This window comes from Enterobacter sp. J49 (genome assembly GCF_002148625.1).
Classification (GTDB): Bacteria; Pseudomonadota; Gammaproteobacteria; order Enterobacterales; family Enterobacteriaceae; genus Enterobacter; species Enterobacter ludwigii.
The window spans coordinates 51,506-67,796 of record NZ_MWPY01000031.1 but is presented as its reverse complement, the minus strand read 5'-3'; the positions used below and the strand labels follow the sequence as shown (position 1 = coordinate 67,796).

At 52.8% G+C, this 16,291-nt stretch carries 8 protein-coding genes; 1 reads left to right on the top strand and 7 read right to left on the bottom strand.

What is annotated here, in order from left to right; genetic code table 11:
- Window positions 1-549: 549 nt before the first annotated feature.
- The gene (locus tag BJP35_RS12095) at window positions 550-996 is read left to right on the top strand and encodes a TonB family protein (protein ID WP_086463181.1); all 447 of its coding nucleotides are present in this window, start codon (window positions 550-552) and stop codon (window positions 994-996) included.
- A gap of 1,503 nt (window positions 997-2,499) precedes the next feature.
- On the opposite strand, the gene BJP35_RS12090 is transcribed toward BJP35_RS12095, so the two are convergent.
- From BJP35_RS12090 to trbB, 7 genes are all read right to left on the bottom strand, one after another.
- Window positions 2,500-3,057 (bottom strand): Ail/Lom family outer membrane beta-barrel protein, encoded by a 558-nt coding sequence (locus tag BJP35_RS12090; protein ID WP_086463180.1) that lies wholly within the window; start codon window positions 3,055-3,057, stop codon window positions 2,500-2,502.
- A gap of 29 nt (window positions 3,058-3,086) precedes the next feature.
- The gene (locus BJP35_RS12085; RefSeq protein WP_086463179.1) at window positions 3,087-3,398 is read right to left on the bottom strand and encodes a hypothetical protein; all 312 of its coding nucleotides are present in this window, start codon (window positions 3,396-3,398) and stop codon (window positions 3,087-3,089) included.
- 304 nt (window positions 3,399-3,702) lie between these two features.
- Entirely contained in the window at window positions 3,703-8,808 is a 5,106-nt protein-coding gene (gene mobF / locus BJP35_RS12080; RefSeq protein ID WP_086463178.1) for a MobF family relaxase, read from the bottom strand.
- Window positions 8,808-10,883: a type IV conjugative transfer system coupling protein TraD gene (gene traD / locus BJP35_RS12075; protein ID WP_086463177.1), complete on the bottom strand. Its 2,076-nt coding sequence runs from the start codon at window positions 10,881-10,883 to the stop codon at window positions 8,808-8,810. The genes mobF and traD overlap by 1 nt, the downstream gene beginning before the upstream one ends.
- Window positions 10,884-11,378: 495 nt before the next feature.
- Window positions 11,379-14,243, bottom strand: a complete 2,865-nt coding sequence (gene traG, locus BJP35_RS12070) for a conjugal transfer mating-pair stabilization protein TraG (protein WP_086463176.1) — start codon at window positions 14,241-14,243, stop codon at window positions 11,379-11,381.
- Window positions 14,243-15,610, bottom strand: coding sequence for a conjugal transfer pilus assembly protein TraH (gene traH / locus BJP35_RS12065; RefSeq protein ID WP_086463175.1), 1,368 nt, complete (start codon window positions 15,608-15,610; stop codon window positions 14,243-14,245). Before traH ends, traG begins: the two co-directional genes overlap by 1 nt.
- Window positions 15,611-15,718: 108 nt before the next feature.
- Window positions 15,719-16,264, bottom strand: coding sequence for a type-F conjugative transfer system pilin assembly thiol-disulfide isomerase TrbB (gene trbB, locus BJP35_RS12060; RefSeq protein ID WP_179193660.1), 546 nt, complete (start codon window positions 16,262-16,264; stop codon window positions 15,719-15,721).
- Window positions 16,265-16,291 lie beyond the last annotated feature (27 nt).

Here is a 16,291-nt window from a genome sequence, read left to right as displayed (position 1 = left end):
AAATTAATTTTGGCAATTTTTAATACTTAAAAACATCAACATCTCGCCCCACACAACTGTACATGCATACAGTACTGCACATGTTAGTCCTCATGAACTTACGTCGTCAACAGGTTTTTTTTCTTATTTTTCGCTATTTACAGGCATGGATCGTCACTCCTATCCTTAACCTTTGGATACGCACTACAAATGACTCTATTTGTTGAATTGTTCTCGAAAATATACCTTGAGATGATATATTAGATTATGATATCTATATTACCAAAAGCCTCCAGAAGGATGTCCAAGCGATCTAAATAACATTCTTAACAATAGAGAAATATCCAAAAATCCTAATAATTTTCTAATCAATAAGAAGATCACAACCATTAAAAAATCCGCACTCCTTAAAAAGGATAGAGATATTTGAACCACGCTGTGTTTTTATGTGGAAATCAGGTTTGTATATACGAACCATGAACCCCAGGCAACGCATTTATACTACCCAGTTTACTTTTCTTTAATCATTGTATTACTATGATTTCTTTACAAACCTAAGGATATGTCATAATGCTTTCATTTCGAGTTTTATCATCAGTGCTTTTAATACCGTTGTTTTTGATGGGTTGTGCTTCGAACAAAGCTACAGATAGCCAAAAGGCTCGTGCACAAGATGACTTTCCTACATTCTCTACCTCAGCGGCACCCACAGACCTTATAATTAGGCAATCACTGCCCTACTACCCAGCTAAAGCATATGGTTCAACTAAGTCTGGCATAGTGACTGCGCGTTACCGCATCACAGATGCAGGTTATGCTGAGAACGTTCAAATTGTTGAGTCGACACCACCGGGAGTATTTGATCGGGAAGTTCGCAGTGCCATCAGTAAATGGCGCTTTAAACCGGGTTATCCAAAAAACAACGTTGAAAGCAGAATTAGTTTTAGCCCTAAAGAAGGTCCAAAATTTTCCGGTCCCCCGGTGATTATAAAAACAGATAATACTTACACAAAGTAAAGACCAGGAAGGATTCAAAAGTGTTGAGCTTCAGCTCTTTATGATACGGGGCTCAATAACTTCTGATGCCTACTCGCTACTTCTTAAGTTTAGCGGCTAAGCTGGCCAACTACTGAGTAATCATGAAGTTGGCAGAGTCAAAGATTTTAGATAGTTCTGTCCAGTTCAATCGAGGTAAAAGCTTAATTTATAGAACTTCACTGAAATTTTTTTGATGGCCGAGGCTGTACGGATGGTTACCTGCGCCTGCGCGGCACTCACAGCCTATGGAAAGACAGCAATAGTTTCAGGTGGGGTGCCTTTTGTTAGCATATTTATAATCGGTCAGCCCCAGAACTTCCGCCAGATTGTTGTTGTTCTCAAGGGGCGCGGTATAATCGTCCTGTGCTGGCGTTGCCAGTCCAGCCTCTGATGCCGCCTACCGGATGTTCTCAGAAATGCGTCTGCCCTCATTATGACTGGTCTCGCAGATGGCATTGCGGTAAGTAACATTCAACAACGGTTCTTTCTGTTCCCAGACGAATTCAACTGCTGAGCCGCCTGAACTGAGGCTTCGTTGCGACCACCAAAGATTAGCCACTACTTGACGATATACCAGACGACTGGCTGCGCTTAAATGACCTTTCCCAGCTTTGGCGCGAAACTGTCGCATAATATAAGGAATTCTATTACCACGACGTTCAGCTTTACCTGCAAGAAGGCCTGAGTATCCGGCTCATCCAGAAGGGAAACCTGGTTCTTGATCACGCTGAGTGTAATCATCTGCTGCTTACGTGGTGGTTGCTACTCTGCTGACCATTACCTGAATCTTATGATTGACCACCAGGTAGCCTTTAGCAACCTCGCCGATTCGTCACTCTATTCAGCCCTAAACGTCAGCTGAAGTGTTGAAGCGTGTATCGACGTGAAAATCTTAGTGTATGTTGTAACTATTTTTTAAATCGAGTATGGCATCGTTTATGCTTATTTGAGGTCCAGTTGCTGTATTGCCTCCCCGAAATCGTTAAGCATAAGCATTCTCTATGGCTCCATAAGAGTACGCATTCACTAGTGGAAATCAGCTTTGTTTATAGGACCGGTCCAATGATATACTAAAAACCATACCAGGAGAGAAAATTTAGTCCTATTATTTACTTTAAAAAGTTTGCCAGATGCCCGGTGAATAAGGAAAAATCCAGTAAGCCAGTACGCCTAAAAAAATAAGAAATATAATGACACACATTATAACACCCTTTAAAAATCGCACCCATAAGTGATGTCTCGGCATCTGTCATCCTCCTTATGATTTATTACTTTTTTATTAAATATAATCTTTTCATCAGTACTCTTTCATTAGCTGAGCATTTGATTTATTGCGTAAGTCGGAAAAAACTTCGCATCTGATAGAATCAAACATATTACTTATAAAAATGTTTATAAGTAATTTTAAAAATGAAGCCGTATAAAACTGGATCGTCGACGTTGTTATCCGCAAAGAGACATTTACCATTTAGCCGTATCAGGTTACCACTGATAACCCAGGCTGACGTCATACATATTGAGAACCTTTCCCCTTACTTTTTTATCTTCATACTTTACCGACTGCGTCCCGATACTAAAAAGAATATTTTCCGTCAGATTAATGATGACTCCCGTGCCGTAACCGAAACCTGTTCGCCTGTAAGATGTGTTCGTTACGACATCATCTTTCCTGTTTCGGTACTGGACCGCCACCCGCCCGACGCCTGCCGTGGCATACAGACTGAGTACAGGCGTGACGTGCCAGTAAGGACCGACACCAAAATATTTTATGTCGCTGTTTTTTATGAATTTGGATGTGTCTCCCCTGATGCCATTCCCTTTAGGGTTGCTGTCTGAATACAGATATGACAAGGAGGTCATAAAACCTACAGAGGAACCATCTTCCCGGTACCCGTATTTCACCGTAAACCCATCGGCACTTTGCACATGGCGTTCATGGGTCAACGCATAACCAAGAGTTGTAAATAGCGTTCCAGCTGCTGCTGTTCCAGTACAGACAGCCAAAAAAAATAATGAAAGAAGAACGGTTTTAATTTTCATGATGGTCCTCACAGTTCTTTTTAATGCTGTTATGCTTTCCCTGTTAAAACGGTGATACCACCCGTTGTATTTCCACCGTGGGATATTTTTTCCTCGACCGCAATACTGGCAGACTGATTGGGCTCAATCACACCCGTCCAACCGGTACAGTTTACGCTCCCCAGCTGAGCTTCCACCCTTACCACTTCGATATTATTGATTTTCACTACCTGCCTCGCATACGCTTTTGTGCCCTGCCCGATAGCAAGTAAGACAGGAATAACGATAAAACGACGATAAGATGCTTCCGGAAGGGAATAAATACTATTGCTCTTAATGTCATAAATCTCAGCAATGTCCATAACATGCCCTCAGGTTATTAATTAATGCTTTACCCCTGCGTTTTGACAGAATTATTGTATCCAACAACACCGCGCATAAAATCAATATTCCGTCAACAGCACAAGGGCCATTACGCCACGACAGGAAATACTCTCTTAATTTTATAATTTTGTGAGGTTACGCAAAATTTATCTTCGCAAGTTTCAACCGTTCTAAAATTTTCGGCCTAATCACCAGAGGCCTTCTCTTATTCTTATACACACGTTGTGGCAACGATATCCCCCGAATCTGTGGATATCTTCACTCCGGTTCTGATAAGCCGGATTACCGGTCAGATTCATCTCTCTCCTTCGTTATGCCCGGGTAATTCTGTAGCCCCTCCTCTTCCTTCGCCCGGGCCTGCCTTCCCGGATGTCGCTCAGACAAAGTCTGCCTCCCCTTCTCAAACTCGGGCTCCGGATACTGAAGATGATGTAACGGGCTTACCTCTCGGGTCGTAAACGCGACGACAGACCGGCTGTAATCACGAGCTTCCTTCTGCTGGCGTAATACTTCTGCGCTTACCGCCTCGTCCATATTCAGTCTGTCGTTCATTCTGAGGCGGGACGTCTCAGCGAACGGTGGAACCGCCATCTCCGGACTTTCCCGGGCGGAAATATCCGTAACAGTTCCTCCTGTCACACGCCGGACAATCAAATCCTGCAGCGTAGCCTTCGGCGCTCTGACGATAACACCCTCTTCCGGGTATGACTTCGCCAGGATCAGACCGTCACTGACTGAATCCGCCTCCCGCGTTTTCCCGCTGAAGCTCCGCTGTATCAGCGTAAACCCGGCTTCGTTCTCCCCCAGACAGTGCCACTCACCAGACAACCGTCGTAACCGTCCGTTCTCATCACGTTCACCCTGACAGAGCATGATTGCCTGCAGTTTTCCGGCGAGACCAAACACCGGCAAGGCGATATGAGGAGAGGGATATTTTGTTCCTGCCGGGATGACCCTGGCCTCCCGGCATACGCCAGGCAGATCCTGTATAAGACGATCGCAGGCCATTTTTTTCAGAGGCTTGGCTCCCTTCCACAGACGCCTGACCAGCGCCGTCATTCGCTCGTTTTCGCTCAGGAGAACATCATGTGCGGTTGGACGGTCTGACGATCCGGAAACCCGTTCCAGCCATCTACCAAGATTGTCGGTATAAATCTGAACGTGCTCTTTAGCCCGAGAGAGCGCGACATAGGTCTCACGAAGCGTGGCGAGAGACGCCCTCGCGCCCTCTGCGCCAGCCAGAACAATGACATATCTGGCGCTCGCGCCCTGTGCCTTGTGTGTCGTGCCGGCGTAGCCATAATCAAGATGCCGGTCCGCCATCTCCTGACCCGGTTTCAGTAGCCGGGTGATCTCACCGCGGGTCAGGTGAATTTCGCCGGTTTCGACGACTGCAGACACCCGCCAGTTTTCGCCAGCGGTACGTCCCCGCTCGCGATCGGAACGAGAAAAGGTCACACACTCGCCAACAGAAATGGCTATCTGGCGAGACGTAAAAATAGCCACGTCGCGAAGGCTGCTTTCAAAGGCAGAGAATAACTGTACCTGTCCTGTGTCATCCACCAGCTCCACTATCCCGCCTGTCTGGCAGTCTTTTCTGACGTGAATTTCGTAGTAACGGTCGTTAATCAGCGCCGTCTTGCCGGCATGTTCAGCCATTCCCTGGACGGATTTGAGCCGATCGCTGTGCGTTTTCTCTCTGTCCAGAACCGTAATAACCGTTTCCGTCCCCAGCTTGCCGCGGGCCTGCAATCGCTGATGAATGGCAACATTCACTGCATTTTTATCAGCATTTGTCTGGGTGACAATGAGGGTGGATGCTCTGCCTTCTGCCGTCCGTCCCGTAAAATCCGCCACTACCGCGGCCAGGACACGATCGCCTTCCTCTTTTTTCTGATCTGCCGTCTGTGGCAGTGCTATCACGGCCCCGGCAGGTTTCCACTGGTCAGGCTCACGCGGAACGGTATCTGGATCCTGTTGACGAATAATATCCAGTGCTGCGGGTACACAACGGTTCGTCAGTGCATAGATCGCAGGCTGCAGAAAGGGTACCTGACGAACGATATCCTTCATGATCGCCGTATTGAGGGGGCTCCGCTCCTGTAATAACGTAAAAGGCGCGCCATGCGCAACCGGGAGCAGCTGGTCGCGATCGCCACACAATACGGCTCGTCCTCCGCCGTTCGCAATATGCTGCATGCATCCGGCAAAATCCCGGTTCCCGACCATCGAACACTCATCCATCAGAAAAAGAGTCTGCCGAAAATCCGGAGACGCCCCTGACTGAATCTCACGTTCCGTCTCCATCAGAAAGCTGGCCAGAGTCTGTGCTTTTATGCCGCACAGCACCATTTCTCCCACGGCCCGGTGCGTGGGGGCCAGCCCGACAACCACTGGCCGCCCCGGTGCCGGTAGGGTCTCAAGCGCTGTGAGGACCGCCTTCATCTGGGTTGTCTTTCCCACCCCTGCATAGCCCTGAACGGCCACGAAACGATCGGCACTTTCAAGGATCAGCCGGGACGCGTGGCGCTGGTCGTCCGTGAGTCCTGCCGGAAGGGTCACCGTGCCCTGCGCTATCAGAGGCGGTTGCGTGCCCAGCCCCTCCGCCACAAGCCGGATAATACGCTTCTCGGCCTCGTATGTTTCGGCCGTCACATAGCGCTGCAGCACTGCCCCCTGCGCCCCGGGTACAGGGATCAGCTCGCCGGTACGGATCTGCCGGCGCAGTTCTCTGTCCACGGCCTCTTTGCCAAGAGAGGGATGAAGCGGCAGTGCATTTGCGAGTACGTCCATGCGGTTAAAAAATACATTGCTGCCCTGCGTCAGACTGACGGCCTGTCTGACTGCTTTTTCCGTGACGCTCATTAATGCGTCCCGCCGGGTATCCAGGGCGGTCGCCAGCTCGTCTCCGTTCTGGTTTACCTGAGAAAGCACGGTTCTGGGGCCTGAAAAGCGTGACAGCCGCCGCCGGGCATCCTCCGGTGCAAATGACGTAAAGATGCGAATGCGGTGTCCGCTCCGGGCCAGCGTGCCAAGCAGTCTGCCCGTCATTTCGCGACCTGCGACGGCGGCAAGGACAACTCCCTTTTCCTGCACGCAGCCTCCCGGCGGGGTGACATAGCCATAACCCGCTTTCAACGGTTCATGCAGGGAAATGACCCGGTCTTTTCCGCGATGTCTCACCGTCAGGCTCGCGTCATTTATCGTTTTTACCGTGACACTGTCACGTGAGTAGGTTTTTCCCTGCCGGGCGAACCAGATGAGTTTTTCTCCCTCTGCGACCTCAATCGTGTGCGGTTGATACAACCCCCAGTCGGCATTAATCTGGCTTAACTTCACGCCTGTTTTATGGCCTGCATCATCCTGTAACCTCAGACACCGTGTTTCGGGACTGACTCTGTCGATGATGTAGCGCACCACCGAGCGTTTTTCGGGTTCCCGGTATTCCAGCACCATCCCTTCCCGGTAAGTATCCAGTTGACGGCGATTTTTACGGTCCAGCCATACAGGAAGCAGTGTATCGACCCTGACCGTTCTGTTACCGAGGCATCCTCGTTCAAATAACGTCTGGCGGATCCTGGCGGTCAGGGCGGCCTGCTCGCGGGGTCCACTGACCTGCGCGGCCACGGTTTCACCTTTTCTGAAATAACCCGCATACTCCTCCGCCAGTAAGGCATAGCGCTGAACCTTATCCGCCTCGCTCTTCACAGCATATGTGACCGGCACCGATGTCCCGTGCAGCCTGATCACGCCGGCCTCTTCCAGGATCTGAAGCGCATTACCGGTTCCCTGCCTGCCGCTGCTGTCGATCATCAGGAGCTGAGACTGTGTGCGCAATGCGGTATCCATCACGGTTACTGTGTCCCGGAGGGAAAGGGTTTCAGCGCCGGCGACAACCCAGGTGGCCTTCTCCGGCAGTTCAGCCTGAGAAAGCCTGTTGAGGGTCAGCACCGTTCCTGACCCGAGCGATTCTTTTTCCAGGAACCGCGCAACGGCCCTATCACTGGCCAGAACACGAAATGCGCACCCCTGCGATCTGGCAAGGTCAGCGGCAGCCAGAACCGTTTTACGCAGGTTTTGCATCCCGCCGGCCAGACTGATAATGGCGATGGGTAGCCTCCCGTCCGTCAGTGATGTCGGCAATACGTCCGACGCACATCGCGTTCGAGCCATTCCGGGCACGGATTCATTTCGTATCCGGCGCGCCAGGTCCTGCAGGCTGAGTTCATCCAGAAGATGGAGCGAAGACGTAAACAGGCCTTTTTCACGATCGAGGGGGATAAGCAGTTGTGCACTGATTGCCTCTTCAATGGCCTGTCGGGCCAGCAGGGCTATATGCGATCGGGCATCAAGATTATTCAGGCTTCGGTTCAGCACGTCGGAGTACGTAAAGCGGGTGCGTTTCTCACTGAGCAACGATATGGCATCTCTCACAGCCTGGCGAACATCGGCAGGCAGGCTCTGCGTCTCCGCGAGGCTTTCGCGCTTCCGCCTGCTTCGTTCAGCCGCCGCCTTCAGCAGCGTCGGGTATGTAAAGCCATTCTGTTCCAGTCGTTGCTTCCAGTCTGCCAGCAGCATCGACCGGTCCGGCAATCCCTGTTTTTGCTGTCGGGTTGCCAGGGCTGCGATATCGCGTGTCTTCAGGGGGGCATCCTCACCCACCGCAGCCCGTATACGTTCAGTGCGCCTTGAGAATAAGTCCACTGGCACACCTTCAATTTCCCACAGTCCATTTTTGCCTGTAATGACCGTTTCGAAGCCCATCGCTTCAATGCGCTGACGGAGTTCATGGCGATAAATTTTTCCAAGGGCCACCTGGAGGGCGAAGAGGGTTTCAATGAAACCACTTTTCCCGACCTTATCGCTGGAAAGTGTTCTCCACCGTCCCTGATATTCCGTGATGTTAAGGAGAATGAGATGTGTGTGGAGATGGGGATCGAGCTCCCGTGACGTATCATGATGAAACGCAGCGGCCAGAATTTTTCCGGTCATAACGGTCTGTTTCACACCCTCACGCATTATTCGTGTTGTGGCGAGGTGTTCAATTTCGTTCATCGCTACGCTGATCGCCTGCTGGTGCGCCTCCAGAAAGCGTCGATCCCCCATGACCAGCCCGAGCACGGAGACGCTTTTTGGTGCAGACAGCGTCAGATCGTAGCCGGGCCGGTGGATATTTTTTCCACCAGACATTCTTGCCAGACTGATCGCCCCCGGGAAATAGCCCGCGAGCGCGCGGTCAATATCGTGGGGTTGTACGCCCCCCTGCAGACCCATCGTCTGGGCAAGCGTCCCCATCCAGCAGGAGGCCTTTTCGCCCAGAAAATAATAATTGTCCCCGGCGAGGTAATAATCCGCACCGCCGCTGGCGACCGGGGCGATCGTCAGCATTACCAGTCATCTCCGGGCGGGGGGCTATCCGAGCGGGAATGCGTAAGAAGGTGTTGCTCGCTTGCACGAAGTGCATGCCCCGCTGGCAAGCCCGTGCGTTCCTGCTCTGGTCTCCTCCCCCTTTCCCCGGTCATCTTCTCGACAATCAGGCCCTCCGGCACTGCCTGCTTTCCGACGGCATCATCTGTTGATGCCGGATGGTCAGCGCCACAGGTACAGCCCGCGGTGACGGCTTCTCCCGGATCGTCCTCCAGCGACGCGAGCAGCCGCATCACACGTTCATTCTCCAGGTCCCGGGAGCGGATTTCCGCGTCTATTTCCTGATCGAGGCTGTCGTTGAGCTCGCGCGGAAGAAATTCAGGGGCGATGATATCAAGATCTTCAAAGCGCATGTTCATTCGCACCACCGGGTATTGCCCGGGCAGTGTCACAAAGCAGCTTAAATCAGGCAGGGACTGTATATCCGAATAGTTAACGAGATACCGATCTTCTTCCTGCTTACTGAATGAGACTCCGTCACGTACCGTATCAGCCCCGTAGCTGTACTGCTCACTGAAGATGCGGGCGCGCCGCTGACCCAGCTGACGCATGACGTAGCTGGCCACACCTTCATCCGGTGAACGGAAAAAAAAGCGCGTATTGAGCAGGTCCATCATTGCGTCGGCAAAGTCCTTTCCATACGTGAAATCGAGCTGGGGTTTGTTCTGGAACCCCAGGACGAAGCAGCCACCAAATTTACGGGCTTCCGACAGGACCAACGGCAACTCAGGAAGTTTATGCAGGGAGGTGAGTTCATCAAAAATAAACCACACCCGACGGTTCGAGTTTTCCCCCATTTCCAGCAGACAGTTTGCGGCCTGAGCCAGCCACATGGAGATCAGGGGTTTGAGCGACGTGTGTTGTCGGGCGTTTGATGTGATCCACAGCCAGCCACGAGGCTGTCCGGGTTCATTTACCCGTGTCATCCATTCCCGGATAGCAAAACGCGGCCTGCCGGTGTGTTCAATTCCCTGCATATACCGCAGTGCCTTCACATAATTCGTCAGAACACCGCGTATGGAGATCGCCGTTTTCTCCACCTTTTCCTCCATCAGATTAGAGGCTTCTGTTCCCGCAACGTATTCGCGCAACGCCTCCAGATTGATGGCCAGCAGGGTGCGCAGCAAACGGTTATAGGTCCGCTGAGGGTCGTTTTTCAGACGAGCAGAGACCGCAGTAAAAATCGTACGGGCAGCACCGGTCCAGAAGGGATCTTCCCGCGTACCCTGCGGGATCAACGTATTGGCGATGGAATCGTAATCCGGCGTGGACTGGCACTCCAGCCAGAGATCCCAGTACTCGCAGCGCCTGTCGAGCGGATTCAGTAATCTGTCTGTCGTCGGGTTATAGTGACGTTTTACGAGTGAGCACCCTTTGTCATACACCACCACCATATCCCCGCGCGCCCGCAGCTGGCGGAGCAATTTATTCAGCGCATTCGATTTTCCAGACCCGGGCGTACCGTGCAGGAGCAGATTTTTTAGTTCGCTGTCGCGAACCAGACTCAGTTGATCAATATGCAGCGTCGACGCGTTTCCCGACTGATGCAGCATGCGCGTCACCGATTTCACATTTTCCGTTAACGTCCGCCCACCGGTCTGAACATCCTGTGCCTGGTTCGCCCCAAGCCGTTTAAGCCAGCAATAGACGCCATAGCCTGCCACCAGCACCACGAGACTGGCGAGTAACACGGCGATCCCCAACTCCTGCATAACCAGCTGGCCGGCATAGTTCATATAGGGATCTTTCAGGATCGCACCGGACGTGAAGTGCAATATCTGGCCCTCGTACCTGACGGCATAAACAGGTGGAACCCTAAACAGGGCGTGCTCCCCCTTCGCGGTAATGGATAACCACCAGTACAACGCGCCGTTGCAGATCTCCTGCCAGGGAACCCGCAACCAGAAAATAATTGGCACGAGCAGAATAAAAAGATTACACAGCCAGAAAGCGATACGCCGGTTAACCTGCATAAACATATTCAGCATATAGCTGAAGACCTGCCCCCCCTGCGTTATATGTTTGGTTACACTCATCTCTCCTCCCGAAATATATGCAGTCTTGTCAGTGTTCCTGCAGGCGAGAATTCCCGGCATATTCGCTGCCTGGCCGGGCAAAAACAAACCGTGGCGGAACCGAAACAGGCATACACGATGCCCGGAGAAAAACGCGGTAATATGAAAACGGAAGACTCTTCTGTCTCACGTTTATGGATCCGGCTGACAGGATGAGGCGACAGCTCACCTTTTTGGGTTGGGTTTTCCGGGCCTGTGCTGACTCTCAGTGCGGATCAGGGAAAGTGAGTGCCCGCTCACGTCAGGATGCTAAATATTCGAATTTAAGGGCAACCTGTTCAGTGAAAGCCATCTCAGCATTTATCGCGGACCGGGAGATGTTTCTGGCTGATATACAGTGATTTTAAATCCGGGCGATCACGACGGAGTAAGAGCACTCTTTCAGGAAAACCGAGAGGATGTCATCCGGTATGACGTCGTCATGGACAGTTTATTAATGCTGAATACCCGTAAGGGTTACCCGGCGTGGTTATTTTCGCCTTTGGTCTCATTTAATGTGTCTGGCGCAGAAGATACCTCTTGACGGGCCATTTCCTTTTTTCTTGCTTCATCAAATTCTGTATTCCCGGTCTGATAGGCCTCAGACAGATGAGCCGCGTCAGTCGTTATTTCTGCCTGCCTGGCATTAATAGTCTTCTGGGCAGCCTCAAATGATGTCCGGGATCCATGATTGTGCTCAGTAACGTCAGCCTCCAGACTGCCATCGTCGCGGGCACCCCCAACCGCGGCTGCCTGAAGGATCTCATGCTGGCGCGTGTTGAAATCACGCCTGATTTTCTGCGGGGGCACGCCGGTCGGCGCGGATGAACCCGCCTCTTGTGTCGTTAGCTGCTGCCCCTTCCGGTATGCGGCTTCAAGTTGGGGCATCATTCTTTCCTGCACAAATTGCGCGGCAAGCTGTTCGCGTATTTCACGTGCCTGCGGTGAGGAAACATCGGTCAGAATCGCATCGGCATCCGGCACCCTCTGCTTCACGTACTCCACAAATTCCTGCGTGGCATGGCTGCGTATCGCCGCACTGTGATTTTCTACAAAGCTTGCGAGCCGGGCAGACTCCAGAGACCGGGTTTGTGTGTCGCTGAGCTGGGTTGCCTGAGTGCGAATGTCACTGAACGTCGCGGCCATCTGGTTGACCAGTGAACCGGAAGCATTTTCTGTGTGGCTGCTGTTATCGGTGACGCGGTGGCTGGTGATGACATCCATACCGTGGCGTATATCCCTCAGATCCTGAACGCTGAAATCCTGTGACTGACCCTGGCGATGGTTGATATCGCTGCTGACGCCATGGCTGGTTCCGCGTTGCCCGCTGGCATCCACTCGGGTATGCATATCCGCGCCTGCACTCACCCCGGTGCCGAGACGGGCCAGTTTGCCAAAAATCTCATCCCCGGAGTCAATTTTCGCGTACGCCCCCGCCCCGGCACTGAGTACGAGATGCTGACTTTTCTCCATTGCCTCCCGGAGGGCTTCCGACTCGCTGACGTGATTGTCGCGAGCATAGCGTGAGACCACACTCTGAAGCTGGCTGATCGCCTGCGCATCACTGGTACTGACGCTCTGGTCTGTCCCCTGGCTGACAGTATCGCTGTGACCACGCTGACGTGCCCACTGCGACAGCTGTGATACCCCTGAGTTAATCGTTTGTCCCAGCGAGGTCGTCAGATTGTGCAACTGCCCCTGCGCCTCACGCTCCTGGCGCTGAAATCCACTCACCGCAGCGCGATCCAGCTGAATATCGACAGGCAGACGCGATATCGCGGTACTGGTATCGTAGACTGCACTGCCGTCCGGGGTCTGGCTGGCCATCGCGCCATTTGCCAGCTGAGTGGTCGTCATCCCGCTGCGTCGGGCAAAGTTCGTATCCCATTTATTCCCGGCAACATTGTCCGTTTGCAGATTATTGAATGCCCATATACCGTCACCGGCACGCGCGGCTTCAGATGAGGCGGTGCTGTTCATGGCCGTCCCCAGGTAATTGCCCGCCTGTGATACGACGCTGCCCAGCCCTTTGACCAGCCCCATAGCCAGAAACGGGATAGACAGCGACAGCCAGCCGGCAATGGCACCGATATCAGCATGAGTCTGCTGAATAACGGACAGATTTGCCAGGCAGAAACTGAGGGAGTGGGTTTTACTGGTCAGCCATGCACTGACGGCATAGTTCAGGATGGCAAACATAGGGCCCCAGGCCTGGAGATAAATCAGGGTGAAGAGAAACCCTTTAAGAACCTGAAGTGTCAGAGAATGAAGGGTCGCCAGCAGAACAATCACCGGAAAGAGGCCGATCACCATCGCCAGCAGGACGGTGTTCATCAGCGGCAGATACGTCGTGGCGATACTGCCGGAGGTAATCTGACTCAGACGCATTTTGGCGTAGGAAGACTGCGTGGCGAGGTTAATCAGCCCGGCGGCATCCCCGTTATGCGCACTGTAGGTTGAAATACCCTGTTTAAGGCCATTCATCACCACCGCAGACCGCATGATCTGACTCGCCGTTGCCCCCCCGCTGTAATAGTAATTGTAGCTGTCTGCCATCAGCGTACCGAACAGGGCGCTGCTGTTCGCTCTGGCGCCGGTAATCCGGGAAACGTAATACTCCCAGGTTTTACCGCCTGACAGGGTATCGGCATTCAACTGGGGTTTCAGCACACGACTGGCCAGCTCCTCACAGGTCCAGAAACCTTCCCGGTTTGCGAGTGTATTACCCGCAGGCACCATCACGCCGCGCAATGGGCTGGGCTGGCTGAAAATGAGCGCATAGGGATCTGTGCTCGTCATGAGCGCCTGAAAGGAGTACTTGTGGTTAAGCAATATATCACCCACCACGCAGTTTCGGACATAGTCTGTAAACAGTTCCGCCAGATCACCGTTGCGGAACATGAAATCCGTGGCCGCTCCCACCAGATTTGCGCCAAACAACATGCCGGTTTTACTGTACGTCACCGAATCCGGGACGTGGTATACCGTCTCAAACGCCTCTGTCAGTGCCGTCCCCAGAGTTGTGATAAATTTTGCGGGTGCGGCCAGCCCGAGCGGGACATGCTCAACGGTATGAATACTGGAGGCATCCGTACGATCGATGATTTGTACCGTGCGTTTAGGGACCATCAGAATGCTGGTCAACAGGATAAACGCCGCCAGAAATTTAATGACCTCCAGCGGATCCTGCCCCCGTAGATAGAAGGAGAATAACACCATCGCGGACATCAGCGCGGCGATCCGAAACATGGAGGACCACTCTGTGGTGCCCATCAGCGTCGCGACACCGTTAAAAACAGTCCCGAGGAACTCTCCTCCGGTCAGGACATAGACCGTATCCATCAGAGTCCCCCCTGATTCCCGGTGAAACGATAGTTCTGCTGATAGCGTTCCAGCAGCTGACTGGACGTTGCCTGCCGCAGGTAGTTCATTTGCCGGTCCAGGTCGATGAGCGCATCGGCTTTGGTCTGTACCTGTTGCTGAAGGGCCTCCACCTGGGCCGAGGCTTCGGTGACATTTTTACGCAATGCCGCCATCTGGGGGTCGGGATAGTTTCTGCTGCTCATCTGCATTCTGGCCTGATCGACAAGCTCTTTCAGGTACTGCAGAAGCATGTCATAGGCTATGTAGTCTGAGAGTCTGGACAGCATATTCACATTGAGATCCAGCTGCATAGGATCGATGAGGTAGCGCATTACCGGCACTGAGGTGCTCTGGATGAACCCCTTTTCTGTCTCTGTCAGTCCTTCATCCGTGCGCAATTTGTCGCGGATCCCCGCAATCAGGGTCTCGACCTTTCTGACCAGCGCGTTGTTTGCACTGACCGTGACGTACCCGGTCTTCGTTTTCAGACAGTCACCCTGCGAAACACACCGCTGGATCTGAACGCCACCGCCATACATAAGCGCCCGGATCAGGTCAGGATGATCGACCAGAGGAACCAGCACAGAAGGCATCCCGTTACCATCGTAAATGAGGGTCCCGGTCAGGTTCATCACCAGCTCCTTCAGCTCAGGATCGTCGCCGAACATGGCATTGCTGCTGAGAATTTCCCACATCAGATTTTTACTGCGCAGAACCTGATCTTTCTCCTGGGGGCTCGCGTTATTCATGACGTGGCCCATCTCTCCGCCTACGGTGCATCCCTGACGGGAGGCCGCCCAGTCTGCAAATAAATTATGATCGCCGGCGATATCCTGGCAGACCTTCTGTTGCGACACCTGTGTGCGTGGCCAGAGGCCGCCGATGATTCCCTGTGCTGCCTGGCAGCTGGAGATATTCATACTGTTGAGGTCAGTTGCGATCTTTTGCAGATAGTCTTTGGCGTCTTTGAGTTCCGGCGCCACCGTCTGCAAGGCAAGATCGAAAAAATACCCCTGCGAATTGGCCATCAGGTTTTTCACAAACTGCTGTAGCTGATCGCTGTTAATAAAGGAAAATGCACCGAGGTAAGCATCAATCCCGCCACACCCCGCCGTCAGTGATGGCGGAGACAACGACATCACCTGAATCTGTTTGACCTGGTTACGCAAAAACAGATTCCCTCCCGTGACGTAGCCTGCGGCCTGACCCTGCCAGGCTGCAGCCCCGGTTGCATTCCCCTCAAACCCCAGTTTATTGAAGAACGTATTCAGATCACTGTCCACGCTGGCAAAGGCGGAAGCGCTCGCGGCAACGATCAGTGATCCAGCGAGAAAAATTTTCAACATGATGGTTATCTCTGGTGCATGAGAATCGACGATGGCATAGCGAAGCATGGCCGCAGGACGTAAAGGCAACGCTTAAATCCGCTATCGATAAGGGATAAGCGCGATCGGTTAGTCCGGCGAAGCGTTGAGGATCTGAGTAATACGCTGTTTTACTGCAGGCATGTCTGCTATGCCGAGCGCCAGCGGCCAGGCCTGAAGGGTATTCACGTTCACAAGGAATGTCGCCGGCGTCACGACGGGTTGTCCGACGCCATAGAATGCCTCAATCACCGTCTGCGAAGCCGGAATAGCCCGGGGAAAACTGGCATCTCCGAGACCGTCCAGGGTATACGGGAATACTTTGAGCCCGGTTTGCAGGGACAGCTGCGCCAGTTGCGGATCGAACTGCTGACAGAAATGGCACCTTCCCTGCATAAACAACACAATCTGGTAGTCCCTCTGAAGAGGCTGAGGATCGAGAGCATCAGGCTGTGGACCTTGCCCCTCATCACCGTAGCGTATGACGTCAGGGCTGAGGGGAAGTGCGCTCCGCTGCGCGGATTCGGCGTTTCCTGCCTCCAGCATCCGGCGCACATCCCGTGTAGAGGCATGGAGACAACATGCGCCACTTGTCAGGATCAGGAGGGCCATTTTGCCCCATCGGAATAACACCATTCACCTCCTTTCTGTTCCAGAGAGTGT

What these genes read in the sequence shown, in the direction of transcription:
- trbB (WP_179193660.1), bottom strand. Translation starts at nt 16,264, where the DNA reads ATGGTGTTATTCCGATGGGGCAAAATGGCCCTCCTGATCCTGACAAGT.
- BJP35_RS12095 (WP_086463181.1), top strand. Translation starts at nt 550, where the DNA reads ATGCTTTCATTTCGAGTTTTATCATCAGTGCTTTTAATACCGTTGTTT.
- traD (WP_086463177.1), bottom strand. Translation starts at nt 10,883, where the DNA reads ATGAGTGTAACCAAACATATAACGCAGGGGGGGCAGGTCTTCAGCTAT.
- traH (WP_086463175.1), bottom strand. Translation starts at nt 15,610, where the DNA reads ATGTTGAAAATTTTTCTCGCTGGATCACTGATCGTTGCCGCGAGCGCT.
- traG (WP_086463176.1), bottom strand. Translation starts at nt 14,243, where the DNA reads ATGGATACGGTCTATGTCCTGACCGGAGGAGAGTTCCTCGGGACTGTT.
- BJP35_RS12085 (WP_086463179.1), bottom strand. Translation starts at nt 3,398, where the DNA reads ATGGACATTGCTGAGATTTATGACATTAAGAGCAATAGTATTTATTCC.
- mobF (WP_086463178.1), bottom strand. Translation starts at nt 8,808, where the DNA reads ATGCTGACGATCGCCCCGGTCGCCAGCGGCGGTGCGGATTATTACCTC.
- BJP35_RS12090 (WP_086463180.1), bottom strand. Translation starts at nt 3,057, where the DNA reads ATGAAAATTAAAACCGTTCTTCTTTCATTATTTTTTTTGGCTGTCTGT.